This is a genomic window from Ruegeria sp. HKCCA0370 (assembly GCF_013033705.1).
Taxonomy (GTDB): Bacteria; Pseudomonadota; Alphaproteobacteria; order Rhodobacterales; family Rhodobacteraceae; genus Ruegeria.
The window spans coordinates 42,605-59,891 of the sequence record NZ_WQEP01000014.1 but is presented as its reverse complement, the minus strand read 5'-3'; the positions used below and the strand labels follow the sequence as shown (position 1 = coordinate 59,891).

The 17,287-nt window shown below is 58.9% G+C and carries 20 protein-coding genes, 1 other RNA gene and 1 riboswitch; of the genes, 8 read left to right on the top strand and 13 right to left on the bottom strand.

The annotated features are described in order from the left end of the window. Nucleotides 1-196: 196 nt before the first annotated feature. Nucleotides 197-1,657 carry a PLP-dependent aminotransferase family protein gene (locus GOW31_RS20335; protein WP_152459215.1) on the bottom strand — a complete coding sequence of 487 codons (1,461 nt, stop codon included), beginning with the start codon at nucleotides 1,655-1,657 and terminating at the stop codon, nucleotides 197-199. A gap of 133 nt (nucleotides 1,658-1,790) precedes the next feature. Between GOW31_RS20335 and GOW31_RS20330 the strand changes: the two genes are divergently transcribed. Beyond that, complete coding sequence (locus tag GOW31_RS20330) at nucleotides 1,791-2,099, top strand: helix-turn-helix transcriptional regulator (protein WP_171172580.1); 309 nt, start codon at nucleotides 1,791-1,793, stop codon at nucleotides 2,097-2,099. Further along, nucleotides 2,092-3,123, top strand: a complete 1,032-nt coding sequence (locus GOW31_RS20325; protein WP_171172579.1) for a permease — start codon at nucleotides 2,092-2,094, stop codon at nucleotides 3,121-3,123. The genes GOW31_RS20330 and GOW31_RS20325 overlap by 8 nt, the downstream gene beginning before the upstream one ends. 56 nt (nucleotides 3,124-3,179) lie before the next feature. On the opposite strand, the gene GOW31_RS20320 is transcribed toward GOW31_RS20325, so the two are convergent. Both GOW31_RS20320 and GOW31_RS20315 read right to left on the bottom strand, forming a co-directional pair. After that, complete coding sequence (locus GOW31_RS20320) at nucleotides 3,180-3,569, bottom strand: hypothetical protein (protein ID WP_170347299.1); 390 nt, start codon at nucleotides 3,567-3,569, stop codon at nucleotides 3,180-3,182. Nucleotides 3,570-3,620: 51 nt separating this feature from the next. Further along, the gene (locus GOW31_RS20315; protein WP_152459211.1) at nucleotides 3,621-4,382 is read right to left on the bottom strand and encodes a DUF1013 domain-containing protein; all 762 of its coding nucleotides are present in this window, start codon (nucleotides 4,380-4,382) and stop codon (nucleotides 3,621-3,623) included. 130 nt (nucleotides 4,383-4,512) lie between these two features. On the opposite strand from GOW31_RS20315, the gene GOW31_RS20310 reads away from it, so the two are divergent. Beyond that, nucleotides 4,513-5,154: a ribonuclease T2 gene (locus GOW31_RS20310; RefSeq protein ID WP_152459210.1), complete on the top strand. Its 642-nt coding sequence runs from the start codon at nucleotides 4,513-4,515 to the stop codon at nucleotides 5,152-5,154. On the opposite strand, the gene GOW31_RS20305 is transcribed toward GOW31_RS20310, so the two are convergent. The 5 genes from GOW31_RS20305 to GOW31_RS20285 form a co-directional block, all read right to left on the bottom strand. Next, entirely contained in the window at nucleotides 5,151-5,639 is a 489-nt protein-coding gene (locus GOW31_RS20305; RefSeq protein WP_171172578.1) for a hypothetical protein, read from the bottom strand. The genes GOW31_RS20310 and GOW31_RS20305 overlap by 4 nt on opposite strands. Nucleotides 5,640-5,725: 86 nt before the next feature. Further along, a complete protein-coding gene (locus tag GOW31_RS20300; protein WP_171172577.1) occupies nucleotides 5,726-6,070 on the bottom strand; it encodes a hypothetical protein in 345 nt (114 codons plus the stop codon). Nucleotides 6,071-6,222: 152 nt separating this feature from the next. After that, on the bottom strand, nucleotides 6,223-6,816 hold the full coding sequence (gene recR, locus GOW31_RS20295) for a recombination mediator RecR (protein ID WP_171172576.1): 594 nt from the start codon (nucleotides 6,814-6,816) through the stop codon (nucleotides 6,223-6,225). A 61-nt stretch (nucleotides 6,817-6,877) separates the two neighbouring features. Then, nucleotides 6,878-7,231, bottom strand: coding sequence for a YbaB/EbfC family nucleoid-associated protein (locus GOW31_RS20290; RefSeq protein ID WP_170347293.1), 354 nt, complete (start codon nucleotides 7,229-7,231; stop codon nucleotides 6,878-6,880). Between the two features lie 400 nt (nucleotides 7,232-7,631). After that, complete coding sequence (locus GOW31_RS20285; protein WP_171172575.1) at nucleotides 7,632-9,395, bottom strand: DNA polymerase III subunit gamma/tau; 1,764 nt, start codon at nucleotides 9,393-9,395, stop codon at nucleotides 7,632-7,634. 170 nt (nucleotides 9,396-9,565) lie between these two features. Between GOW31_RS20285 and GOW31_RS20280 the strand changes: the two genes are divergently transcribed. Continuing rightward, the gene (locus GOW31_RS20280; RefSeq protein ID WP_152459204.1) at nucleotides 9,566-10,078 is read left to right on the top strand and encodes a dual specificity protein phosphatase family protein; all 513 of its coding nucleotides are present in this window, start codon (nucleotides 9,566-9,568) and stop codon (nucleotides 10,076-10,078) included. On the opposite strand, the gene GOW31_RS20275 is transcribed toward GOW31_RS20280, so the two are convergent. Beyond that, a complete protein-coding gene (locus tag GOW31_RS20275; protein ID WP_171172574.1) occupies nucleotides 10,070-10,477 on the bottom strand; it encodes a hypothetical protein in 408 nt (135 codons plus the stop codon). The genes GOW31_RS20280 and GOW31_RS20275 overlap by 9 nt on opposite strands. A gap of 90 nt (nucleotides 10,478-10,567) precedes the next feature. Continuing rightward, nucleotides 10,568-10,790, bottom strand: a riboswitch (cobalamin riboswitch). 133 nt (nucleotides 10,791-10,923) lie between these two features. Here GOW31_RS20275 and GOW31_RS20270 point away from each other — a divergent pair. Further along, nucleotides 10,924-11,781 (top strand): hypothetical protein, encoded by an 858-nt coding sequence (locus GOW31_RS20270; RefSeq protein WP_171172573.1) that lies wholly within the window; start codon nucleotides 10,924-10,926, stop codon nucleotides 11,779-11,781. A 39-nt stretch (nucleotides 11,782-11,820) separates the two neighbouring features. Here GOW31_RS20270 and rsgA read toward each other — a convergent pair whose 3' ends face one another. The 4 genes from rsgA to GOW31_RS22215 all read right to left on the bottom strand — a co-directional run bounded on the left by rsgA (nucleotide 11,821) and on the right by GOW31_RS22215 (nucleotide 15,149). Then, entirely contained in the window at nucleotides 11,821-12,846 is a 1,026-nt protein-coding gene (gene rsgA, locus GOW31_RS20265) for a ribosome small subunit-dependent GTPase A (RefSeq protein ID WP_171172572.1), read from the bottom strand. A 168-nt stretch (nucleotides 12,847-13,014) separates the two neighbouring features. Further along, nucleotides 13,015-13,113, bottom strand: an RNA gene (gene ffs, locus GOW31_RS20260) — signal recognition particle sRNA small type. Between the two features lie 39 nt (nucleotides 13,114-13,152). Continuing rightward, nucleotides 13,153-15,021 carry a bifunctional 2',3'-cyclic-nucleotide 2'-phosphodiesterase/3'-nucleotidase gene (locus GOW31_RS20255; RefSeq protein ID WP_371813792.1) on the bottom strand — a complete coding sequence of 623 codons (1,869 nt, stop codon included), beginning with the start codon at nucleotides 15,019-15,021 and terminating at the stop codon, nucleotides 13,153-13,155. Then, nucleotides 15,018-15,149 (bottom strand): hypothetical protein, encoded by a 132-nt coding sequence (locus tag GOW31_RS22215; RefSeq protein WP_256368820.1) that lies wholly within the window; start codon nucleotides 15,147-15,149, stop codon nucleotides 15,018-15,020. The genes GOW31_RS20255 and GOW31_RS22215 overlap by 4 nt, the downstream gene beginning before the upstream one ends. Nucleotides 15,150-15,203: 54 nt before the next feature. On the opposite strand from GOW31_RS22215, the gene nudC reads away from it, so the two are divergent. The 3 genes from nudC to GOW31_RS20240 are packed head-to-tail and all read left to right on the top strand — an operon-like array spanning nucleotide 15,204 to nucleotide 17,284. Beyond that, a complete protein-coding gene (gene nudC / locus GOW31_RS20250; protein ID WP_171172571.1) occupies nucleotides 15,204-16,187 on the top strand; it encodes an NAD(+) diphosphatase in 984 nt (327 codons plus the stop codon). A gap of 37 nt (nucleotides 16,188-16,224) precedes the next feature. Beyond that, a complete protein-coding gene (locus GOW31_RS20245; protein ID WP_171119860.1) occupies nucleotides 16,225-16,692 on the top strand; it encodes an SRPBCC family protein in 468 nt (155 codons plus the stop codon). A gap of 49 nt (nucleotides 16,693-16,741) precedes the next feature. Then, nucleotides 16,742-17,284, top strand: coding sequence for a chloramphenicol phosphotransferase CPT family protein (locus tag GOW31_RS20240; RefSeq protein ID WP_171172569.1), 543 nt, complete (start codon nucleotides 16,742-16,744; stop codon nucleotides 17,282-17,284). Nucleotides 17,285-17,287 lie beyond the last annotated feature (3 nt).

Sequence of the window (17,287 nt, the reverse complement as noted above, 5' to 3'; positions counted from 1 at the left end):
ATCCCGAACGCATGCTCAATCCCGTGCATCTGCAAAACCTTAACAAACGCCTCTTCCGTCGTCATCTTCATCTGAGTGCTCTCCAACCAAGAGTGAGTGAAACCGGGCACTGTGCCCGGCGTTTGATATGGTTTTGGCGCAAGGGTTCGACCTGCGTTAGGGCCAAAACGAAAGCCGGATTAGGTCCAGATGAGGCTCACACGGCCCGAATTGCGTCGGCGATCAGTTTCACGCCGGGCGCGATGCGGTCTGTTGGAATTGAGGAATAGCCCAAGCGATAGAAATTTTGTGGCCTGTCCGGCCCCGAGAAGAACGGTGCGCCGGGCTCGATGTGAACACTCTGGTTTTGCAGCCTTAATGCCAGTTGAGTTGTGTCGATGTGCTCAGGGGCTGACATCCACATTGAAGAGCCGCCAATCACACCCCGTCCAGCCACGGTCAGCCCACTTTCTGCGATGGCTTCGTCCATCGCGTCGCGCCGTTCTTGCAAGGCCTTCGACATACGCCGAATTTGCGCGTCGTAATGGCCCAACGACAGGAAATACGCCGCCGTGCGCTGAATGTGGCCTGGCGGGTGGCGCAGAACCAACGAGCGCAGCGCGCGCGCCTCGCGGATAAATGGCTCTGAGCCGACCATGTATCCAAGTCGCAATCCTGGAAACAGCGACTTGGAAAAACTGCCGACATAAATCACGCGCCCATCCCGATCCATGGATTTCAGCGCCGGCGAAGGGGCGCCTCGGAAGGCCATTTCAAACTCATAGTCATCCTCGACAACCATCGCATCCAGATCGCGTGCTCGGTCCAGCAACTGGTTGCGACGGTCGATCGGCATCGTTGCGGTTGTCGGGCTTTGATGGCTGGGGGTGGTAAAGATGACGTCCGCTTCGTCGGGAATCGCCTCTGGAGGCAAACCGTCCCTGTCCACACTCAAGGGTGTTACCGCACAATCCCAATGGTTCAGAAGACTTCGCAGTGCATAGTAACATGGGTCTTCTATGACGGCCGTGCGATTGTGCGTCAGCAAGATGCGCGATGCCAGCCAGAGCGCGTTCTGCGCGCCCAGAGTGATCAAAATCTCTTCGGGGCGGGCTGCGATGCCACGTCGAGGTAGAGTGTGACGGGCAATAAATTCGATCAACAACGGATCATCTTGATCCACGTAGTCTCCGGTCAGCGAATCGAAATCCTTGTGTCCCAACGCGCGGACGGCGCATAACCTCCAGTTGGCGTGGTCAAACAAGGTTCGGTCAGCCTGCCCGTAGATGAACGGATAACGGTACTCTCGCCAGTCGCTGGGTTTTGGCAGTACGTCACTGTCCAGAAAGCGGCGCGCCAGTGCATTGTCCCAGTCAACGGATTCGGTGCCGCGCTGGACAGGCGAATACTTGGGGGGGACAGGTGCGTTTTGCGAAACGTAATATCCCGACCGCCCCTTGGCAGTCAGGTAGTCATTGGCCAAAAGTTCGGTGTAGGCCAACGTCACCGTTATTCGGCTGACACCCAGATGCGCGGCCAGTTTGCGTGACGAAGGGAGTTTTTCTCCGACGTGAAAGCGACCGGACAAGATGCCTTCGGCAATCATCTGCTGGATCTGGGCCTGCAATGTGCCCTGACCATTGAGCTCGAGAAAGAATGTATCGACCGAAATCCCCATGCCTGCTTATAGGGTGGACTTAAGGCCGGGGCAATCTGGACTTACATCGCAGTCACGAAATTTTGTCGGCGGGGTTGACCGGAGAGTTCCCTCGGACTAAATAACTATAAATCTAGTTTAATGGAGATAGTGGATGTGGGAAGCTGCTGCTGCCGGATTTTCTGCCATGGGCTCTGAAGCTCGGCTGAAAGTCCTCAAGACGCTGGTCCGGGCTGGCAAAGCCGGATTGACCGTTGGCGAGATACAGGACCGGACAGGGATTGCCCCGTCGACCCTGGCCCATCACCTGCGGTTTCTTGCGGCCGGTGGTGTGGTCGAACAGGAAAAGGTCGGTCGAACCACGATCAACCGCGCCAATTACGACGAATTGAGAAATCTGGCGCAATTCATTCTCAGCGAGTGCTGTGCTGACGAAGTTGGAAAGGCTGCGAACGATGACTGAATTGACACAGAACCCGCGCATGACTGCCAAAGTGGCGCTGGACCTGATCAAGACACCCTGGACGCTGATCGTCGTCATTCTGGCGGCGGTGGCGATCCTGGATCCCGGAAACTTGCCCGAGGTGGTGACATTTGCAGCCAAGGCTCTGGCGCATACAGGGCAGTATATTCTGTTTGCAGTGCTTCTGCTGTCTTACCTCAAGGCGACCGGCGCAGAGGTGATGGTGGCGCGTGCCTTTGAGGGGCGCGAAACCCGGATGATCTTTCTGGCTGCCTTGTTCGGTGGTCTTGCACCGTTCTGTTCTTGCGAGGTTATCCCCTTTATTGCGGGTCTTCTGGCCCTTGGTGCACCGTTGTCCGCAGTCATGGCGTTCTGGCTCAGCTCACCCTTGATCGATCCGCCTACGCTTTTGATTACCGCCGGTGCGCTGGGATGGCCCTTTGCCATCGGCAAGGCTGTTGCGGCTGTTGCGCTTGGCCTGTTCGGTGGGTTCGCGGTTCGGTTGCTGATGCGCAACGGCGCGTTTGCCCAGCCCTTGCGCGAATACAAGCCCGCCGGGTGCTGCGGATGTGGTCCGAAAACGGATGACAAACCGGTCTGGAAATTCTGGCAGGAGCCCGAACGTCGCGCCCGGTTCCGTTCGGAATTCGTGCACAACGGTCTGTTCCTGTTGAAATGGCTTGCGCTGGCTTATGTGCTTGAGGCGCTTTTGGTAAACTATGTCCCCGCCGACTTGATCGCAGGCTTGGTTGGCGGAGAAGGCGTGCTGCCGATCGTCGTTGCTGCGCTGGTGGGTATGCCGGCATACCTGAACTCCTACGTGGCGCCGCCTTTGCTGGCAGGGTTGATGGAGCAAGGTATGACAGCGGGTGCGGCCATGTCGTTCATGGTTGCCGGTGCCGTCAGTTCCATCCCGGCGATGGCTGCGGTCTGGTCATTGGTCAAACCACGTGTCTTTGCAACCTATCTGACCCTGGGTGTCGGTGGCGCAATCGTGGCTGGTATCATCTTTCAATTGGTTTGAACGCAAAAGCCGCCCGGTGTCACATCGGGCGGCTTTTATCCGTTCGGTTCCGTCGATCAACTACCGTCGCACAGACGTGGCAGTTTGAACCGGTATCGGGCTTCTCCGCTTTCGACGTAAACGCGTTTTTCGATACAGGCCGTCGTGCCCACTGTCTGCGAAATCTGCGCATCTGTGGACGTAATCGATGTGGCGGACCCATCAGGCAAGCGGACCGATGCCACGACGCCGTTTTTCAGATCTCCGTTCACCGGAGTTGCAGACAGAACCGGGACGGTCAGAAATGCCTCATGCTCGTGTTCGCCTTCATCCCCCAGCAGAAACAATGTCGTGACGATGGCAATCATGACAACGCCGCCGGCCAGACCAAGCCCCCACGTTTTCAGAAAGGCATAAATCGTGACGGCGCGATGCGGGCCAAATACCGCAGATAGAACGTTCAGCATGGCAAGTCCGTGAAAAAAGCTCCAGCCGTCATGGCCGAGGCTGTTTGCGCGTTACGGGCGAAGATCGTCTTCGTCTTCGTCATCCGCCCCACCCTTGGGCAGGTTGAAAAAGCTGTCTGCGTCGATGATCGGCTCGTCTTCTTTCTCTTCCGACGGCTCATCGGACAGCGAGAAGGTTTCCAGACCTTCAATTGCGGTCGGGATTTTCGGCGCTGCGTCCATTTCCAGCGACTGCTCGGTCGAGACCAGCTTGCGACGTTCGTCATCGCTCATCACGCCGCCTTCAGCTGCTTTCTTGGCCGCCGCTTTCTGCACGGCGGTGTCCAGTTCGGACTGTTTGCACAGACCCAGAGCAACAGGATCAATCGGCTGCATGTTGGCGATGTTCCAGTGCGTGCGTTCGCGGATCGACTGGATGGTGGGTTTGGTGGTGCCGACCAGCTTGGCAATCTGGCCGTCGCTGAGTTCCGGGTGGAACTTGACCAGCCACAGGATCGAGTTCGGACGGTCCTGACGTTTCGAAAGCGGCGTGTAACGCGGGCCACGGCGCTTTTCCTCGCCGGCGGCCGATGGGTTGAACTTGAGCTTCAGCTTGTGAAGCGGGTTGTTCTGTGCCGCGTCGATTTCTTCCTGGGTCAACTGGTTGTTGGCGATCGGGTCAAAGCCCTTGACGCCGGCGGCGACGTCACCATCAGCGATACCCTGCACTTCCAACTCGTGCATTCCTACGAAATCCGCGATCTGCTTGAAGCTGATCGTGGTGTTGTCCACCAGCCATACGGCGGTTGCCTTGGCCATAAGCGGTTTTGCCATCAGCCCGTCTCCTATACATACATCTGTCCCGTCGCCGGAATTCGGCGGCCCCTTGGTTTTGGGGCAGGTTTCCGTTGTCGGGGAACTTGGCCCGTATATAGTCGCGCAAAGGCAAGAAGGGAAGAGGCGAATGCGCCAAGGGATTACGGGGCTGGTTTTGTGGATCTTGAGCGCGGTCGCTGCGCTGGCCGAGGGCGAAAAGGCGGGCGAGTTCGATTACTACGTGCTGTCGCTCAGTTGGTCGCCCAACTGGTGCGCCCGCGAAGGTGACGCGCGCGGCTCGGATCAATGTGACGATCGGCATGATCACGGCTGGATACTGCACGGGTTATGGCCACAGTTCCATCAAGGCTGGCCGTCCTACTGCCGTACCCCCGAAAGCCCACCTTCGCGACGCATGACGCGGGAAATGGAGGATATTCAGGGCAGCTCCGGCCTTGCGTGGCATCAATGGAAGAAACACGGCACATGCTCGGGATTGTCGGCATCCGACTACTTTGCCTTGTCCCGGCGGGCTTATGAAGCGGTCAAGCGCCCTGAGGTGCTCCGCAAGCTGGATTCATCCGTCAGACTGCCGGCTTCGGTGGTCGAGGAGGCATTCCTGAAGGCCAACCCGGAGTTGGAGCGCGACATGATCACGATCACCTGCAAACAGGGCTATATCGAAGAAGTCCGCCTGTGCCTGTCCCGCGATCTTGATCCCGTACCCTGTGGCCGCGACGTGATCCGCGACTGCACCGCTAAGGACGCGCTGTTCGATCCGATTCGTTAAAGCTCTTTGTTCTGGCAGTCCCGCGCATAGTCCAGCGCCTTGGCGGTGCCTTTCAGATCGATGGCCATCACCACTTCACCTGCCGGATTGTAGACGGTCATCGTTTTGTTCTGAGCGATGGCGTTCACAAAGCTCCGGTCGGTGAAAAACACGGTTGCGCCCGGCACGTCGCGTTCGTTGAACCCGATGGCCGTGGCATCATAGCTTTTGCCGTCCAGATCAAAGCGGATCGGATAACTCTCACCCTGTTTAATGTCGCCCCATGCCTTGTTGTACACGGCGAAATACCCACGATTGCCCAGCGCATCATAGCCCAGCCGCACCACCGAGAGATCCTGATACACCGTCTGGATCAGGCACCCGTTGCCAAGCGCTGGGTCCATCATGATGTTCCAACCTTCGACAAAGCCCTTGTCGATGAGGTCTTGGGCTAGGGCGGAGGTGGCTGTCAAAGCGGCGAAAGTGAGGGCGAGAAGGCGGGTCATAGCACATCCACAAATCAGACAATCTATTCATGTCATTGTAAAGTGTTGTAGAACTTAGACAATCCATTAATTTCCCGCGGGCCGTGTCAGGTCTCCTCGCCGTTGGAACAAATCTCAAGTCTCAGGTTAACAATTGCCTGGTTTGGAACGTCTTCTGAATTCAGCGATCCTCCGACAGCTAACCATTCGGAGTATTCAGGGTTAATGCAATCAACGTATAGAACGCCGAAAAAATCGCCATACTTACCGTCACCGCGAACATAGACGTGCCTGTGTGTTTGTTCATCATACCTTTTGTCTTCTGGAATTGCGCTCCACCATTGTTTGTATGGCGGCGGTAAATCGTGCGTGTCTTCGTATAAGTAGAGAGTTTCAGCGGCCAAGGGCGAGGCGAAAGCACCAACAATTGCAAAAAACGCTAAGTGTTTCATCGTGTTTGATAATCCGTGGAATTAACAGAAAGAAACTCATCCAATAACAGTACAGCTGTCAAGCTAGTTACCGCGATATTTGAGCGTGCATCGTGCGCTGCGCTGGCGCCGCCTAGCGCAAAGGCCTCGCGAAAATGAACCGGGAATTAGAGCTACAGTTCCTTCCGCGCCCGCAGCGCGGCCGTGATCGTCCCGTCGTCCAGATAATCCAGTTCTCCGCCAATAGGCACACCCTGCGCCAGCGAAGTCAGGCGGACCTGCCCCTCAAGCTGATCGGCGATGTAGTGGGCGGTGGTCTGGCCATCGACGGTGGCGTTCAGCGCCAGGATGACTTCGGAAATCCCTTCGGCCACAATCCGGTCCTTGAGGCGGGGAATGCGCAACTCGTCGGGGCCGATCCCGTCCAGCGCCGACAGCGTGCCGCCCAGAACGTGATAACGCCCTTTGAACACTCCGGCACGCTCCATCGCCCAGAGGTCGGCGACGTCTTCGACCACGCAGAGCTCTCCGGTTGCGCGGGCCTCATCGTTGCAGATGTCACAGATATCGGTGGTGCCCACGTTGCCGCAATTCAGGCATTCCCGGGCCGTGATCGCGACCTGCTGCATGGCATCAGACAGGGGCGTCAGCAGCAAGGCACGTTTGCGGATCAGGTGCAGCACAGCGCGGCGGGCCGAGCGCGGGCCCAGGCCCGGCAGTTTGGCCATCAGGTCGATCAGGTTGTCGATGTCGCTGTTCGAACTCATGGCCAATCCTGCTTTGCGCCGGAGGGATCCTCCGGCGGGAGTATTTCAGAAAAGATGAAGCTCAGAACGGCAGCTTGATGTCTGCGGGCAAGCCCATGCTTTCGGTCAGCTTGGCCATTTCTTCCTGCGAACGTTCAGCGGCTTTGGTCTGCGCATCCTTGATGGCGGCTAGGATCAGGTCTTCGACCACTTCCTTGTCATCACCGTTGAAGATGGAGGGGTCGATATCCAGACCTTTGAGTTCACCCTTGGCTGTCGCCGTTGCCTTGACCAGCCCTGCACCGGATTCGCCGACAACCATCATGTTGTTCAGCTCTTCCTGCATTTCGGTCATCTTGGTTTGCAGGTCCTGCGCGGATTTCATCATCTTGGCCATGTCGCCCAGACCGCCAAGCCCGCCGAGTCCTTTCAGCATAGTATTCTCCTGTGTCTCCGTTTGCGCTCTAGATACGGGCAGCAGCGACATGGCACAAGGGTTCTCCCGCCGGTCGGAGGCTCTACCGTTCCGGCCGGCATGTTGATCGGCGCAGGCGTCAGCAGGATCGTGCCGCCCGTCTGCGACGCCATATTCGCCTGCAGGTCCGAAAAGCGCAGATCGTCCTTGGCGCGCATATGGCCTGCTGCCGAGACTGATCACACAGGGCAAAGAAAATCTGGGCGTGGTTCGAATGGCTACGCGGCATCCGGATCAGAATTGTCACGGGCCGCCTACCGCTGGCCGGTGTCGCAACAAACGATCTGAGACATGCGGGCGGATGTATTCGATCGAAACCTCGATCTGTTTCGTTTGAAACAGGGGGTGACGGGCGGTGAGGTCAGTCTTCCTCGAACGGGTCCCACTCGTCTTCAACCTCGGGAAGCGCTTCGGTCTCGACCTTGGCGGCGCGTTGCTCCGGCGTTTCGATCCTGGTGATTTTCGCCTTTGGGAATTGCGCCAGTACCGCCTGCACCAACGGGTGTTTTTCGGCCTCGGATTTCAGAGCCAGCTCGGCCTCGTCCCGTATTTCTGCAATTGTGGGGGCTTCACCGTCCGAGACGATCGAGACAGCCCACCGATTTCCTGTCCAGCGTTGCAGGGCAGAGCCCAGCCGTGGCGCCAGATCGGCCGGTGCCTGGGCGGCGGGCGTAAATTCGATTCGCCCGGGTTGATAGGAGACGAGGCGCACGCCGTTTTCCACCTCGACCAGCAACTTCACGTCGCGATTTGTCCGGATCAATTCCACCACGTGATCGAAGGTCGGGTACCGGGCAAGAGCCGTCTGGGAATCCTGCGCCAGGGCTGCAACCGGTGCGCCACCGGCACCGCGAGGGGACGGCGCATAGGTAGGTGGATGGGCCGCGCCAGCCGGCGCCGGACCGGCGCCCTGTCGGGGTATCGAAACGCCGCCATTGGGCCCGCCCGGCGGCGGTGGCGGGGCATCTTGCAACCGTTTGATCAGCTCTTCGGGGCTGGGCAAATCCGCCACATGGGTCAGGCGAATAACGGCCATTTCAGCGGCCATCATGGCGTTGGGGGCAGCCGAGACTTCCTCGAGCGCCTTCAGCAGCATTTGCCACATCCGGGTCAGAACCCGCATCGGCAGAGCCTCGGCCATCTGTTGGCCCCGGGTCCGTTCGTCCGGAGAAACCGTCGGGTCCTGGGCCGCGTCAGGTGTGATCTTTACGACGGACACCCAGTGCGTGATCTCGGCCAGATCGCGCAGCACCGCCAGCGGGTCCGCGCCTTCGGCGTATTGGCCGCTCAACTCGGTAAGTGCGCCCGCGGCGTCGCCGCGCAGGATCATATCCATAAGGTCCAGAACGCGGCCACGGTCCGCCAGTCCAAGCATTGCTCGGACCTGATCGGCGGTCGTCTCGCCAGCCCCGTGCGATATCGCCTGATCCAGCAACGAGGTCGCATCCCGGGCCGATCCTTCCGCTGCTCGGGTGATCAATGCCAGCGCGTCTTCTGCAATCTGGGCGCTTTCCGCTTCGGCGATCTTGCGCAGCAGGCCAATCATGTCTTCGGGTTCGATCCGGCGCAGGTCGAAACGCTGGCAGCGGGACAGCACGGTGACAGGGACTTTGCGGATTTCAGTGGTTGCGAAGATGAACTTCACATGCGCGGGCGGTTCTTCCAACGTCTTGAGCAGCGCGTTGAACGCGCTGGTCGAGAGCATATGAACCTCGTCGATGATATAAATCTTGTAACGCGCGCTGGCGGCGCGATAGCGGACACTGTCAATGATCTCGCGGATGTCGTTGACGCCCGTACGGCTGGCGGCGTCCATCTCCATCACGTCGACATGGCGGCCTTCCATGATGGCGACACAATGTTCGCACTGACCGCAGGGTTCGGTCGTGGGGCCACCGGTTCCGTCGGGTCCGATGCAGTTCATCCCCTTGGCGATGATCCTTGCGGTCGTGGTTTTGCCGGTGCCGCGAATACCGGTCATGATGAAGGCCTGCGCGATCCGGTCGGCCGCGAACGCGTTTTTCAGGGTGCGCACCATGGCATCCTGACCCACCAGATCGGCAAAGGTTTCCGGGCGATATTTGCGGGCGAGAACCTGATAGGCGGGGTTGGAGCTGTCTGTCATGTCTTCTCGTTGGGATTCGGTGCTTGGGCACAGCGTAGTGGCCACCGTTGCCCGCGTCCACAGCGGGGCGCGATGATTTTTGATTTAGAAACGAGTCGCTTTCGCACTAAACTGCATCAGCGGATTTAATGGCTCATTTTGTAAAGAGTTCTTTGGGGAGGACAGGATTCATGTCGCAGTTGGTGATCTACGCCCTGCAAGTCGGTGGCGGAACGCTGGCGCTGACCTCGATGCCCGGACGCGGCGGAGATTACTCCAGCGATCTGGATATGATCGCAGCCTGGCAGCCGGGGCTTGTTGTTTCGATGACGACGGATGTCGAAATGCTTCAGGACGGGGCGCAGGAATTTGGCAGCGATATTCAAAGCCGCGCCAGCCGATGGGTTCACCTGCCGATCGAAGATTTCGGAGCGCCGACAAAAGCGATTGATGACGCGTGGCCGTCCGTCAGCGCCGCGGCCCGGCACGCGCTTTCCGGCGGAGGTCGCGTATTGGTACACTGCCGCGGGGGATGTGGCAGGTCAGGTATGGTTGTCCTTCGGCTTATGGTCGAATGCGGCGAACGCGCGGACACGGCGCTGCAACGATTGCGGGCGGTGCGCCCTTGCGCCGTCGAAACGGATGCGCAACTGGCCTGGGCCTCTCGGCGCGCCCAGGCACAGGTCAGTCTGGATTCAGATTGAAATCTGCATGGGCGCGCAAGCAGGTTTTCGAGGCCGGATCGTGGAAACTTCGATCATCGCGCAGGGTGGGGTCTTCACGACGCCGGATGGCATCGCACTGAACGTGTTTCCGAAGATCAGGTCGGCATAGCCGTTCAGCGGCTCAATTGCGGTTTCGGGCTGCGTTCCGCAAAAGACACGAATGCTGTCTGATCGCGCGCGGAAAATTGCATGACATCCTTCGGCGCAATGTGACAGCTCGCTGCTGCCCTCAATCTCGAAATCGTCACTTGTGGCCGAGGTCGCCTGGGCCATGGCTTCGGATATCGAGCGCGCCAGCCGCGCCAAAGCGGGACAGGTTTTGCCCGTCCGCTGACATACTGTTGCACTGAATTCATGTGTTTTTGTCTTCCAGATCATCCTGCGCCCTCCGCGCTTGGTGGACAGGATATTGGGGACAGGTGGAACAGCGTGATGCCGTCAGGACCTGCCCGGACACCCCGCCCGAGTTTCGGTTTCGTTTCCGATGGCAGGTCTCCTGACTTGCGGGTCATCGCTTTGCCGACCTTCCCAGCCTTCGGGGCCAGTGGTGTTTCGGCATCGCTTACCGCTTACAGTTGCGGGGGCAGTCGCGGATTTGGTTGTTGCCTGCATGACCAGACATTACCGCACCGTGTTCCCTTTTCATCCCGACCCCTTGTGGAGGCCGGAAACCATCACACAACCGCTAGCGTTTGAGCACGCATCGAGTCAAGCCGATCTTTTGGCCGGACGCTTGGTCATGCTGGATACGATGTTGGTTCATGCATAGTGTCGAGGGCGTTGAGGTTCGGAAACCGGATTTACCAAGCGCAAAGCCAGAGATCATGTTGGACACAGAGCAAACGGTATTGACCGAAGAGTTTCGCTTTCCGTCCGGGCAGAAAACACTGTCTGCTCGGTTGTACAGCCCGCTGACCTCGCCCGAAATCGTCGTCGTGCTGAACAGTGCAACGGGTGTGCCGCGCGATTATTACCGTCATTTCGCACGATGGCTTGCTGCCGAGCAGGGTATGGCCTGCCTGACCTATGACTATCGCGATTACGGGCATTCCTTGACTGGCCGCCTGAAAGACTCGCGTGCGACCATGGCGGATTGGGCCTTGATCGACATGCCCGCGGCACGGGCGGAAATGCGCAGACGGTTTCCCGATTCGCAGCATTGGACCATCGGCCATTCGATCGGCGCAATGTTGGGGCCTGTGCAGCCGGATATCGATCTGATTGACCGGATGATCTGTGTGTGTTCGGGGCTGGTAACTGTAAGCGACCACCCGTGGCCCTATCGTGGTTTGGCAGGATTGTTCTGGTATGGTCATGCCCCGCTTTTGGCCCGAGCCCTTGGCTACCTTCCCGGAAAGGCGATCGGGTTCGGCTCGGATCTGCCGGCATCGGTCTATTGGCAGTGGCGCAAATGGTGTACGGCGCCTTTGAACTATGTGCCTGAAATCGGGCATGAGTTACCTGCGGCGCAGTGGAAGGATTCTGGAACGCCCGTGGATTTGTTCACCTTCGAGGACGACCAGATGGTGCCGCCGGACGCGGTTTGGCGGCTTGCGGATCTTTACGGCCCCGATGCCAACCGCCACCTGCTGAGCCCTGCCGATTTCGGGTTGTCCGAGGTTGGTCATATCGGAGCATTTGCCCGGCGCAATGCAGCGGTTTGGCCGCGACTGATCGCTTGATCAGACGCGGCGCAGAACGGGCCAGGCCCCGACCCGCCATCACCGGTTGCGAAGTTTCTTTTCCTTCATGACGCCACGGACCATCTTGCCGAACGCTTTGTCCCGCGCCCGGGACTGCGCGACGGTTTCAGAATTGCGCTGATCTTCGCGCCGAAGCTTGCGCCATCGGTCCAATCGAGCCGGATCAAGCGTGCCGTGGCTTATTGCCTTTTGCACGGCACATCCGGGCTCGGAGCTGTGCTGGCAATCCGAAAAACGGCAGTCCCGGCTCAACTCGACAAGGTCCGAGAAAACGTCGTCGATCCCGTCCTGAGCGTCCAGCAGGCGCAACGCGCGCATTCCGGGTGTATCGATCAACCAGCCGCCGTTGCGCATCCGGTGCAATGCGCGTGCGGTTGTCGTGTGTCGGCCCCGCGCGTCATCCTCGCGAATGTCCGAGGTGGCAAGATTCTGATCGGTCATGGTATTGGCAAGTGTCGTCTTGCCAACGCCCGACGAACCAACCAGCGCTCCGGTCTGGCTTTTTGGGCACCAGGACAGAACCTTTTCAACCTCTGCCGGGTCCAGCGCGTTGATCGCCAGAACCGTCAGGAACGGGTCCAGTGATTGCACCTGCCCCGCGAAACTGTCAGGGTCTGCCGATTTGTCGGCCTTTGTCAGAACAACGACCGGGTAACACCCCGCCTGATGCGCAAGCGCCAGATATCGTTCCAGCCGGGGCAGGTTGAAATCGGCATTGCACGAGCTGACGATGAACAGCACATCGACATTGGCTGCGATCAGTTGCGTCGCGGCACCTGTACCGGCGGCGCGTCGGTGCAGCAGGCTGCGCCGGTCGAGAAAATGGCGCACGCGTTTGTCGTCGTCGGTGAGAACCCAGTCGCCAACGGCATAGGTGCCGGTTGATTGATCGAGGGTCAGCAACGGGACTTCACCATCCGGGTTCAGCCCGATCAGGCGGTCCCGATGAACGGAAGTGATGCGAAAAGGTGTGCAGGAAGGATAAGCCGCGTGTTGCGCAGCAAAGTGAGAGGACCATCCCAGGTCCGAAAGTGTAAGAAACATTGGTCTGCCTGTCGTCAGAAACAGCACTCCCGACGGATGGCAAGCGCTCATCCCCGGGTCATGTGTTCAGGCAGTCAGTTGATACCGTGAGGTCAGAACCGTGCTGCCCGAAGGATCTTTGCTACAATCATAAAGCCCTCCTGCGGCCAAGGTTCATTAAGGTTCATAAAGTGAGAGGTTGGACATCGACCCAAGCGGGGCTCGTTGTGGCTGCTTCCTTCCGGACCTGACCAGGTTGGCGAGGCGCTCGCCCGCGCCAACCTCTCGATTCTGGATATAGGGAAGGCTTCGGCAAAAGACAACCCGTCAGAGCGTCAGGCGAATGCGCGCAAAACCCTGTTCGTCAGGTTCCAGAATCTTGGGGGCGAACCTGTTCAATTCGTCGACATATTTCAAAGCACCGGGCCCTGTCCGAAGAATGGTCTTCATCCCCGATTTCGGCATCAGCGAGAACGGATAAGGTTGCCGGGCCAATGGGTCGGGTGGCAGGCGGTGCGTCATGTAATCCCGCAAAATGTCCCGGATATCCAGCGGGGGCAGATCTATGGCAGGGGTCGATGACACATGCGGGAAATGTCCGCCTCCGCTTGCGCGATAATTATCGAGCGCAACGACAAATGTCTGATCCGGCCGCACGGCTTGGCCCGCGCAAGTCAGATGATGCACTCGCCTGTGGCCGGGATGGATCATTTGCCCCCCGACATCGTAACGCGCCGGTTGCGACGGGTCGATCTGATAGGACAGGCCAAAGATGACATCGAAATTGTATCCTGCCCGATCCCGGTCGAACAGTTCTGCCTCGGCATCGGGGAATTGTTGGTTGAATGCACTGGCTGACATCTCCAACCACTCCAGCAGCTGCGCGCCCGTGATCTGAACCGCGCGCAACTCGTTGGGAAAGACATGCAGGTCCGCCACGTGACGCAGACAGATTTCACCGGGCGGCACGTCCGTATAGTGCCTGGGGCCAGAGCGTCCGCCGCATTTGGCCGGTGACGCGGCTGACAACAGTGGCAGCTCTGCAAGCGTGGTGCCGTGTAAAAAAGGGCGCAACGCGGCTGCTTGTGCGGCGGCAACAAGCGTCAATCCACGATCCGGCGCACAGAAGCTGAAATAGCTGTGCAATGTCTCCGAGACGTGCGCAACGGGCGCGGCCATGTCCTGACGGGTCTGCTGATGTGCGTGTTCAACCAGATTCGCGATTGCCAAATCTTCGCCAATCGCGGTGCCGCCCATCGAAATCGGGCGCAATTCGGCGTGGCTGTCAACAACACGCAGCCCCGACTGGGGCTGTAGGGTAACGGCCAGATCGATTACTCCAAGATATGCGCCTGCCGAGCCGGGCATGACAACCGGCGTTCCATGCACCAGCCCTTTCACGTAATCCACATTCGGGGTTTGCGCGCCGGTGCGTGCGGGAAGGGTCAGGTGAGTGTGCCCGGCGACCACAGCGTCGATGCCCTCGATCGCGGCCAGGGGAATAACGGCATTTTCAGTGTCGGTCGCTGTGTCCGGGTGTCCAAGCCCGGAATGGGCGAGCGCCACGATCAGATCGCACCCCTTTACGCGCAAAAGACGCGTCAGGGACCGGGCCGCGACAACGATGTCGTCCGCCGCTACGGTTTCGTTCAGATTGTGTTCTTCCCAACGTGTTGTTTGCGGTGGCAGAACCGAAAACACGCCGACGCGAATGGGTACATCCTTGTTTCCCACCGACACGATACGGTCGAGGATCGCAAAACGCTGCCATGATTGTCGTTCTCCGGACCGATGAAGATTGCCGCACAGAACCGGGCACGGGGCTTGCGCAAGGGTCTTGTCCAATGTCGGCAGCCCGAACCCGAAATCATGATTGCCCAGACCAATCGCATCATAGTCCAGCGCCTTGAATGCCTGCATCATCGGGTGGGGCGTGTCGTTCCGAACGGCCCATTCGCCCATCGGCGTTCCCTGGAGCGAATCCCCGTTGTCGAACATCAGTACCAGCGCGTCTGTGGCCTCGTGTCGGGCCTTGCGGATCAGGCTGGCGGTGCGTGTCAGCCCAAGCGTCGGGTCCGGTGTGTCCGCGTAATAGTCAAAACCGGTCAGATGCATGTGCAGGTCGGAGGTGGCAAGAATACGAATACGCCCACGGTCTTTTGTGGGTTGAACCTGCGTCGATGGGTTTTGCTTCACTTTTTTTGTTCTGCTTTTGAATGTGGTAATGGGCTAAAATCATCAAAGCGCAGTCTAGATGATTTTTCCGAGGCCGCCATGCGGCTTTTCGGCGGCGCGTCTCTGCGTTTTGCGTCTTGAATTGCCATTGCAACAGGGCCTGAGACATGGCAGCCCTGTGCGCAAGACCAGAAGGAATTCCAATGAAAAACGCAGAGCAGGTGACTTTCGGTGGCTCGGGCCTGAATCGGGCAGCGCATCTTCGTGGGGATTCAGAGAAGCTGTCCGAGATGGCGCGCGACCCTGCTGCGCGATGCATATTGCTGTGGCGAGGCAAGCTTTTGGTCGTGGGCGCGGCGCTGGATCAGCTTGCCCTGACGCAGATGACCCACCCGCTGGTATGCGATGGCCCCGGCGGCGTGATCGAAGCACCGGTTTTTCTGGGCCTGAGCGCAGAGGGCGCACCCCTGTTTGCCGCGGATATCTCGGCCTGGGGGGCAGAGGGATTGGATCTGACCGGCCTGGGAGAGTTCGTGGACAGATCCGAACAGCAGCACCCGGATTTGCCTGAAGGGCATGTTTTCGCCGAGCTTCGCCGGATCATGGCGCGATTGTCGCCTCGTGATGCCGAACTGGCCGCATCCGCCAAGGCGGTTGTCGGTTGGCACGAAACACATCGCTTCTGCGCTCGCTGCGGCGCAGCCAGCAATATGTCGCAAGCGGGATGGCAGCGCAGTTGCCCGTCATGCGGCGGGCAACATTTTCCGCGCACGGATCCGGTTGTGATCATGCTGATTACGCATGGGGACAATGTGCTTATGGGGCGGTCTCCGGGTTGGCCCGAGGGAATGTTTTCCTTGCTGGCGGGATTTGTCGAACCCGGCGAAACGCTCGAAGCGGCGGTGCGCCGCGAGGTGATGGAAGAGGCAGGCGTACCTGTTGGCGCGGTGTCTTACCTGTCCAGCCAGCCCTGGCCGTTCCCGGCATCCCTGATGTTCGGATGCGCCGGCGAGGCCCTGTCGCGCGACATCGTTATCGATCCGGTCGAGATCGAAGAGGCGATGTGGGTCAGCAAATCCGAAATGATGCAGGCATTTGCCGGCGAACATCCCCGGTTGCTGCCGGCTCGCAAGGGAGCTATCGCTCATTTTCTGCTTCAGAACTGGCTTGCGGATACGCTGGACTGAGGAAAAACTGGTGAAGCCATAAACAGCAAAGGTCATTATGCAGTTTTCAGCGCGCGAAGATATCGAAGCCCCGATCAATTCGGTGTTCGACATGGTGTCGGATTTCGAAAGGTTCGAACGTATGGCGATGCGTCGTGGTATCGACGTGCGGCGTCTGGAGGCTGATGCAATGGTGGTTGCCGGCACTGAATGGAAAACCGAATTCAAGTTGCGTGGAAAGCCGCGCCAGATGTCGGTGGTGATGACGGATTACGACAAGCCGTCGCAAATGCGGTTCGAGGCGGCCAGCAAAGGGATGACCGGCCTGACGACAGTTGATTTTCTGGCCCTGTCTCCGCGCCGGACACGCCTGAGCATCGAAATGTCCTTGGCCGCAAAGTCCTTGCCCGCGCGGTTGCTGTTGCAGTCCATGAAGCTTGGACAGTCAAAGTTCCGCAAGCAATTCCAGGTGCGGTTCAGCGAGTTTGCGCGTGAACTGGAGCAGCGTCACCTGCACGGGGCGTGAACGGCGTCTGCTGTACTGATCGGGGCAAGGATTGGAAAAGAAACCGCAGATGTCGCACATCATTTTTCTGCATGGCGCATCAAGCAGTGGTAAATCGACGATCGCGCAGGCTTTGCAACAGAAGATAGCGAAGCCGTTCTGGCATATCTCGATCGACCACTTGCGAGATTGTGGTGTTCTGCCGCTGGATCGCTATCGCCGTGGCGAGTTCGATTGGTCCGACGACCGATCGGCAGTCTTTGATGGGTTTCATCAGTCGCTGGCTGCCTACGCGGCCTCGGGCAACAATCTGATTTTGGAACATATTCTGGATACGCCGGGGTGGGACAAAGATTTGCGCGACCTTTTCCGCCCGTTTGATGTTCTGTTCGTGGCTGTCCATTGCCCGGTTCCCGAGTTGAACGCGCGCGAACGATTACGCGGCGACCGTCCGGTGGGAAGCGCCCAACGGGACCAAACCATGATCCACGCAGGTAGAGTTTACGATATCGAGATTGATTCCATGGACGGCATTGAAGCCAACGTGCAGACAATTCTTCAGGCATGGCGCAGTGACCTGCGCCAATCGGAATTCAGCCAGTCTTTCACGTGACCT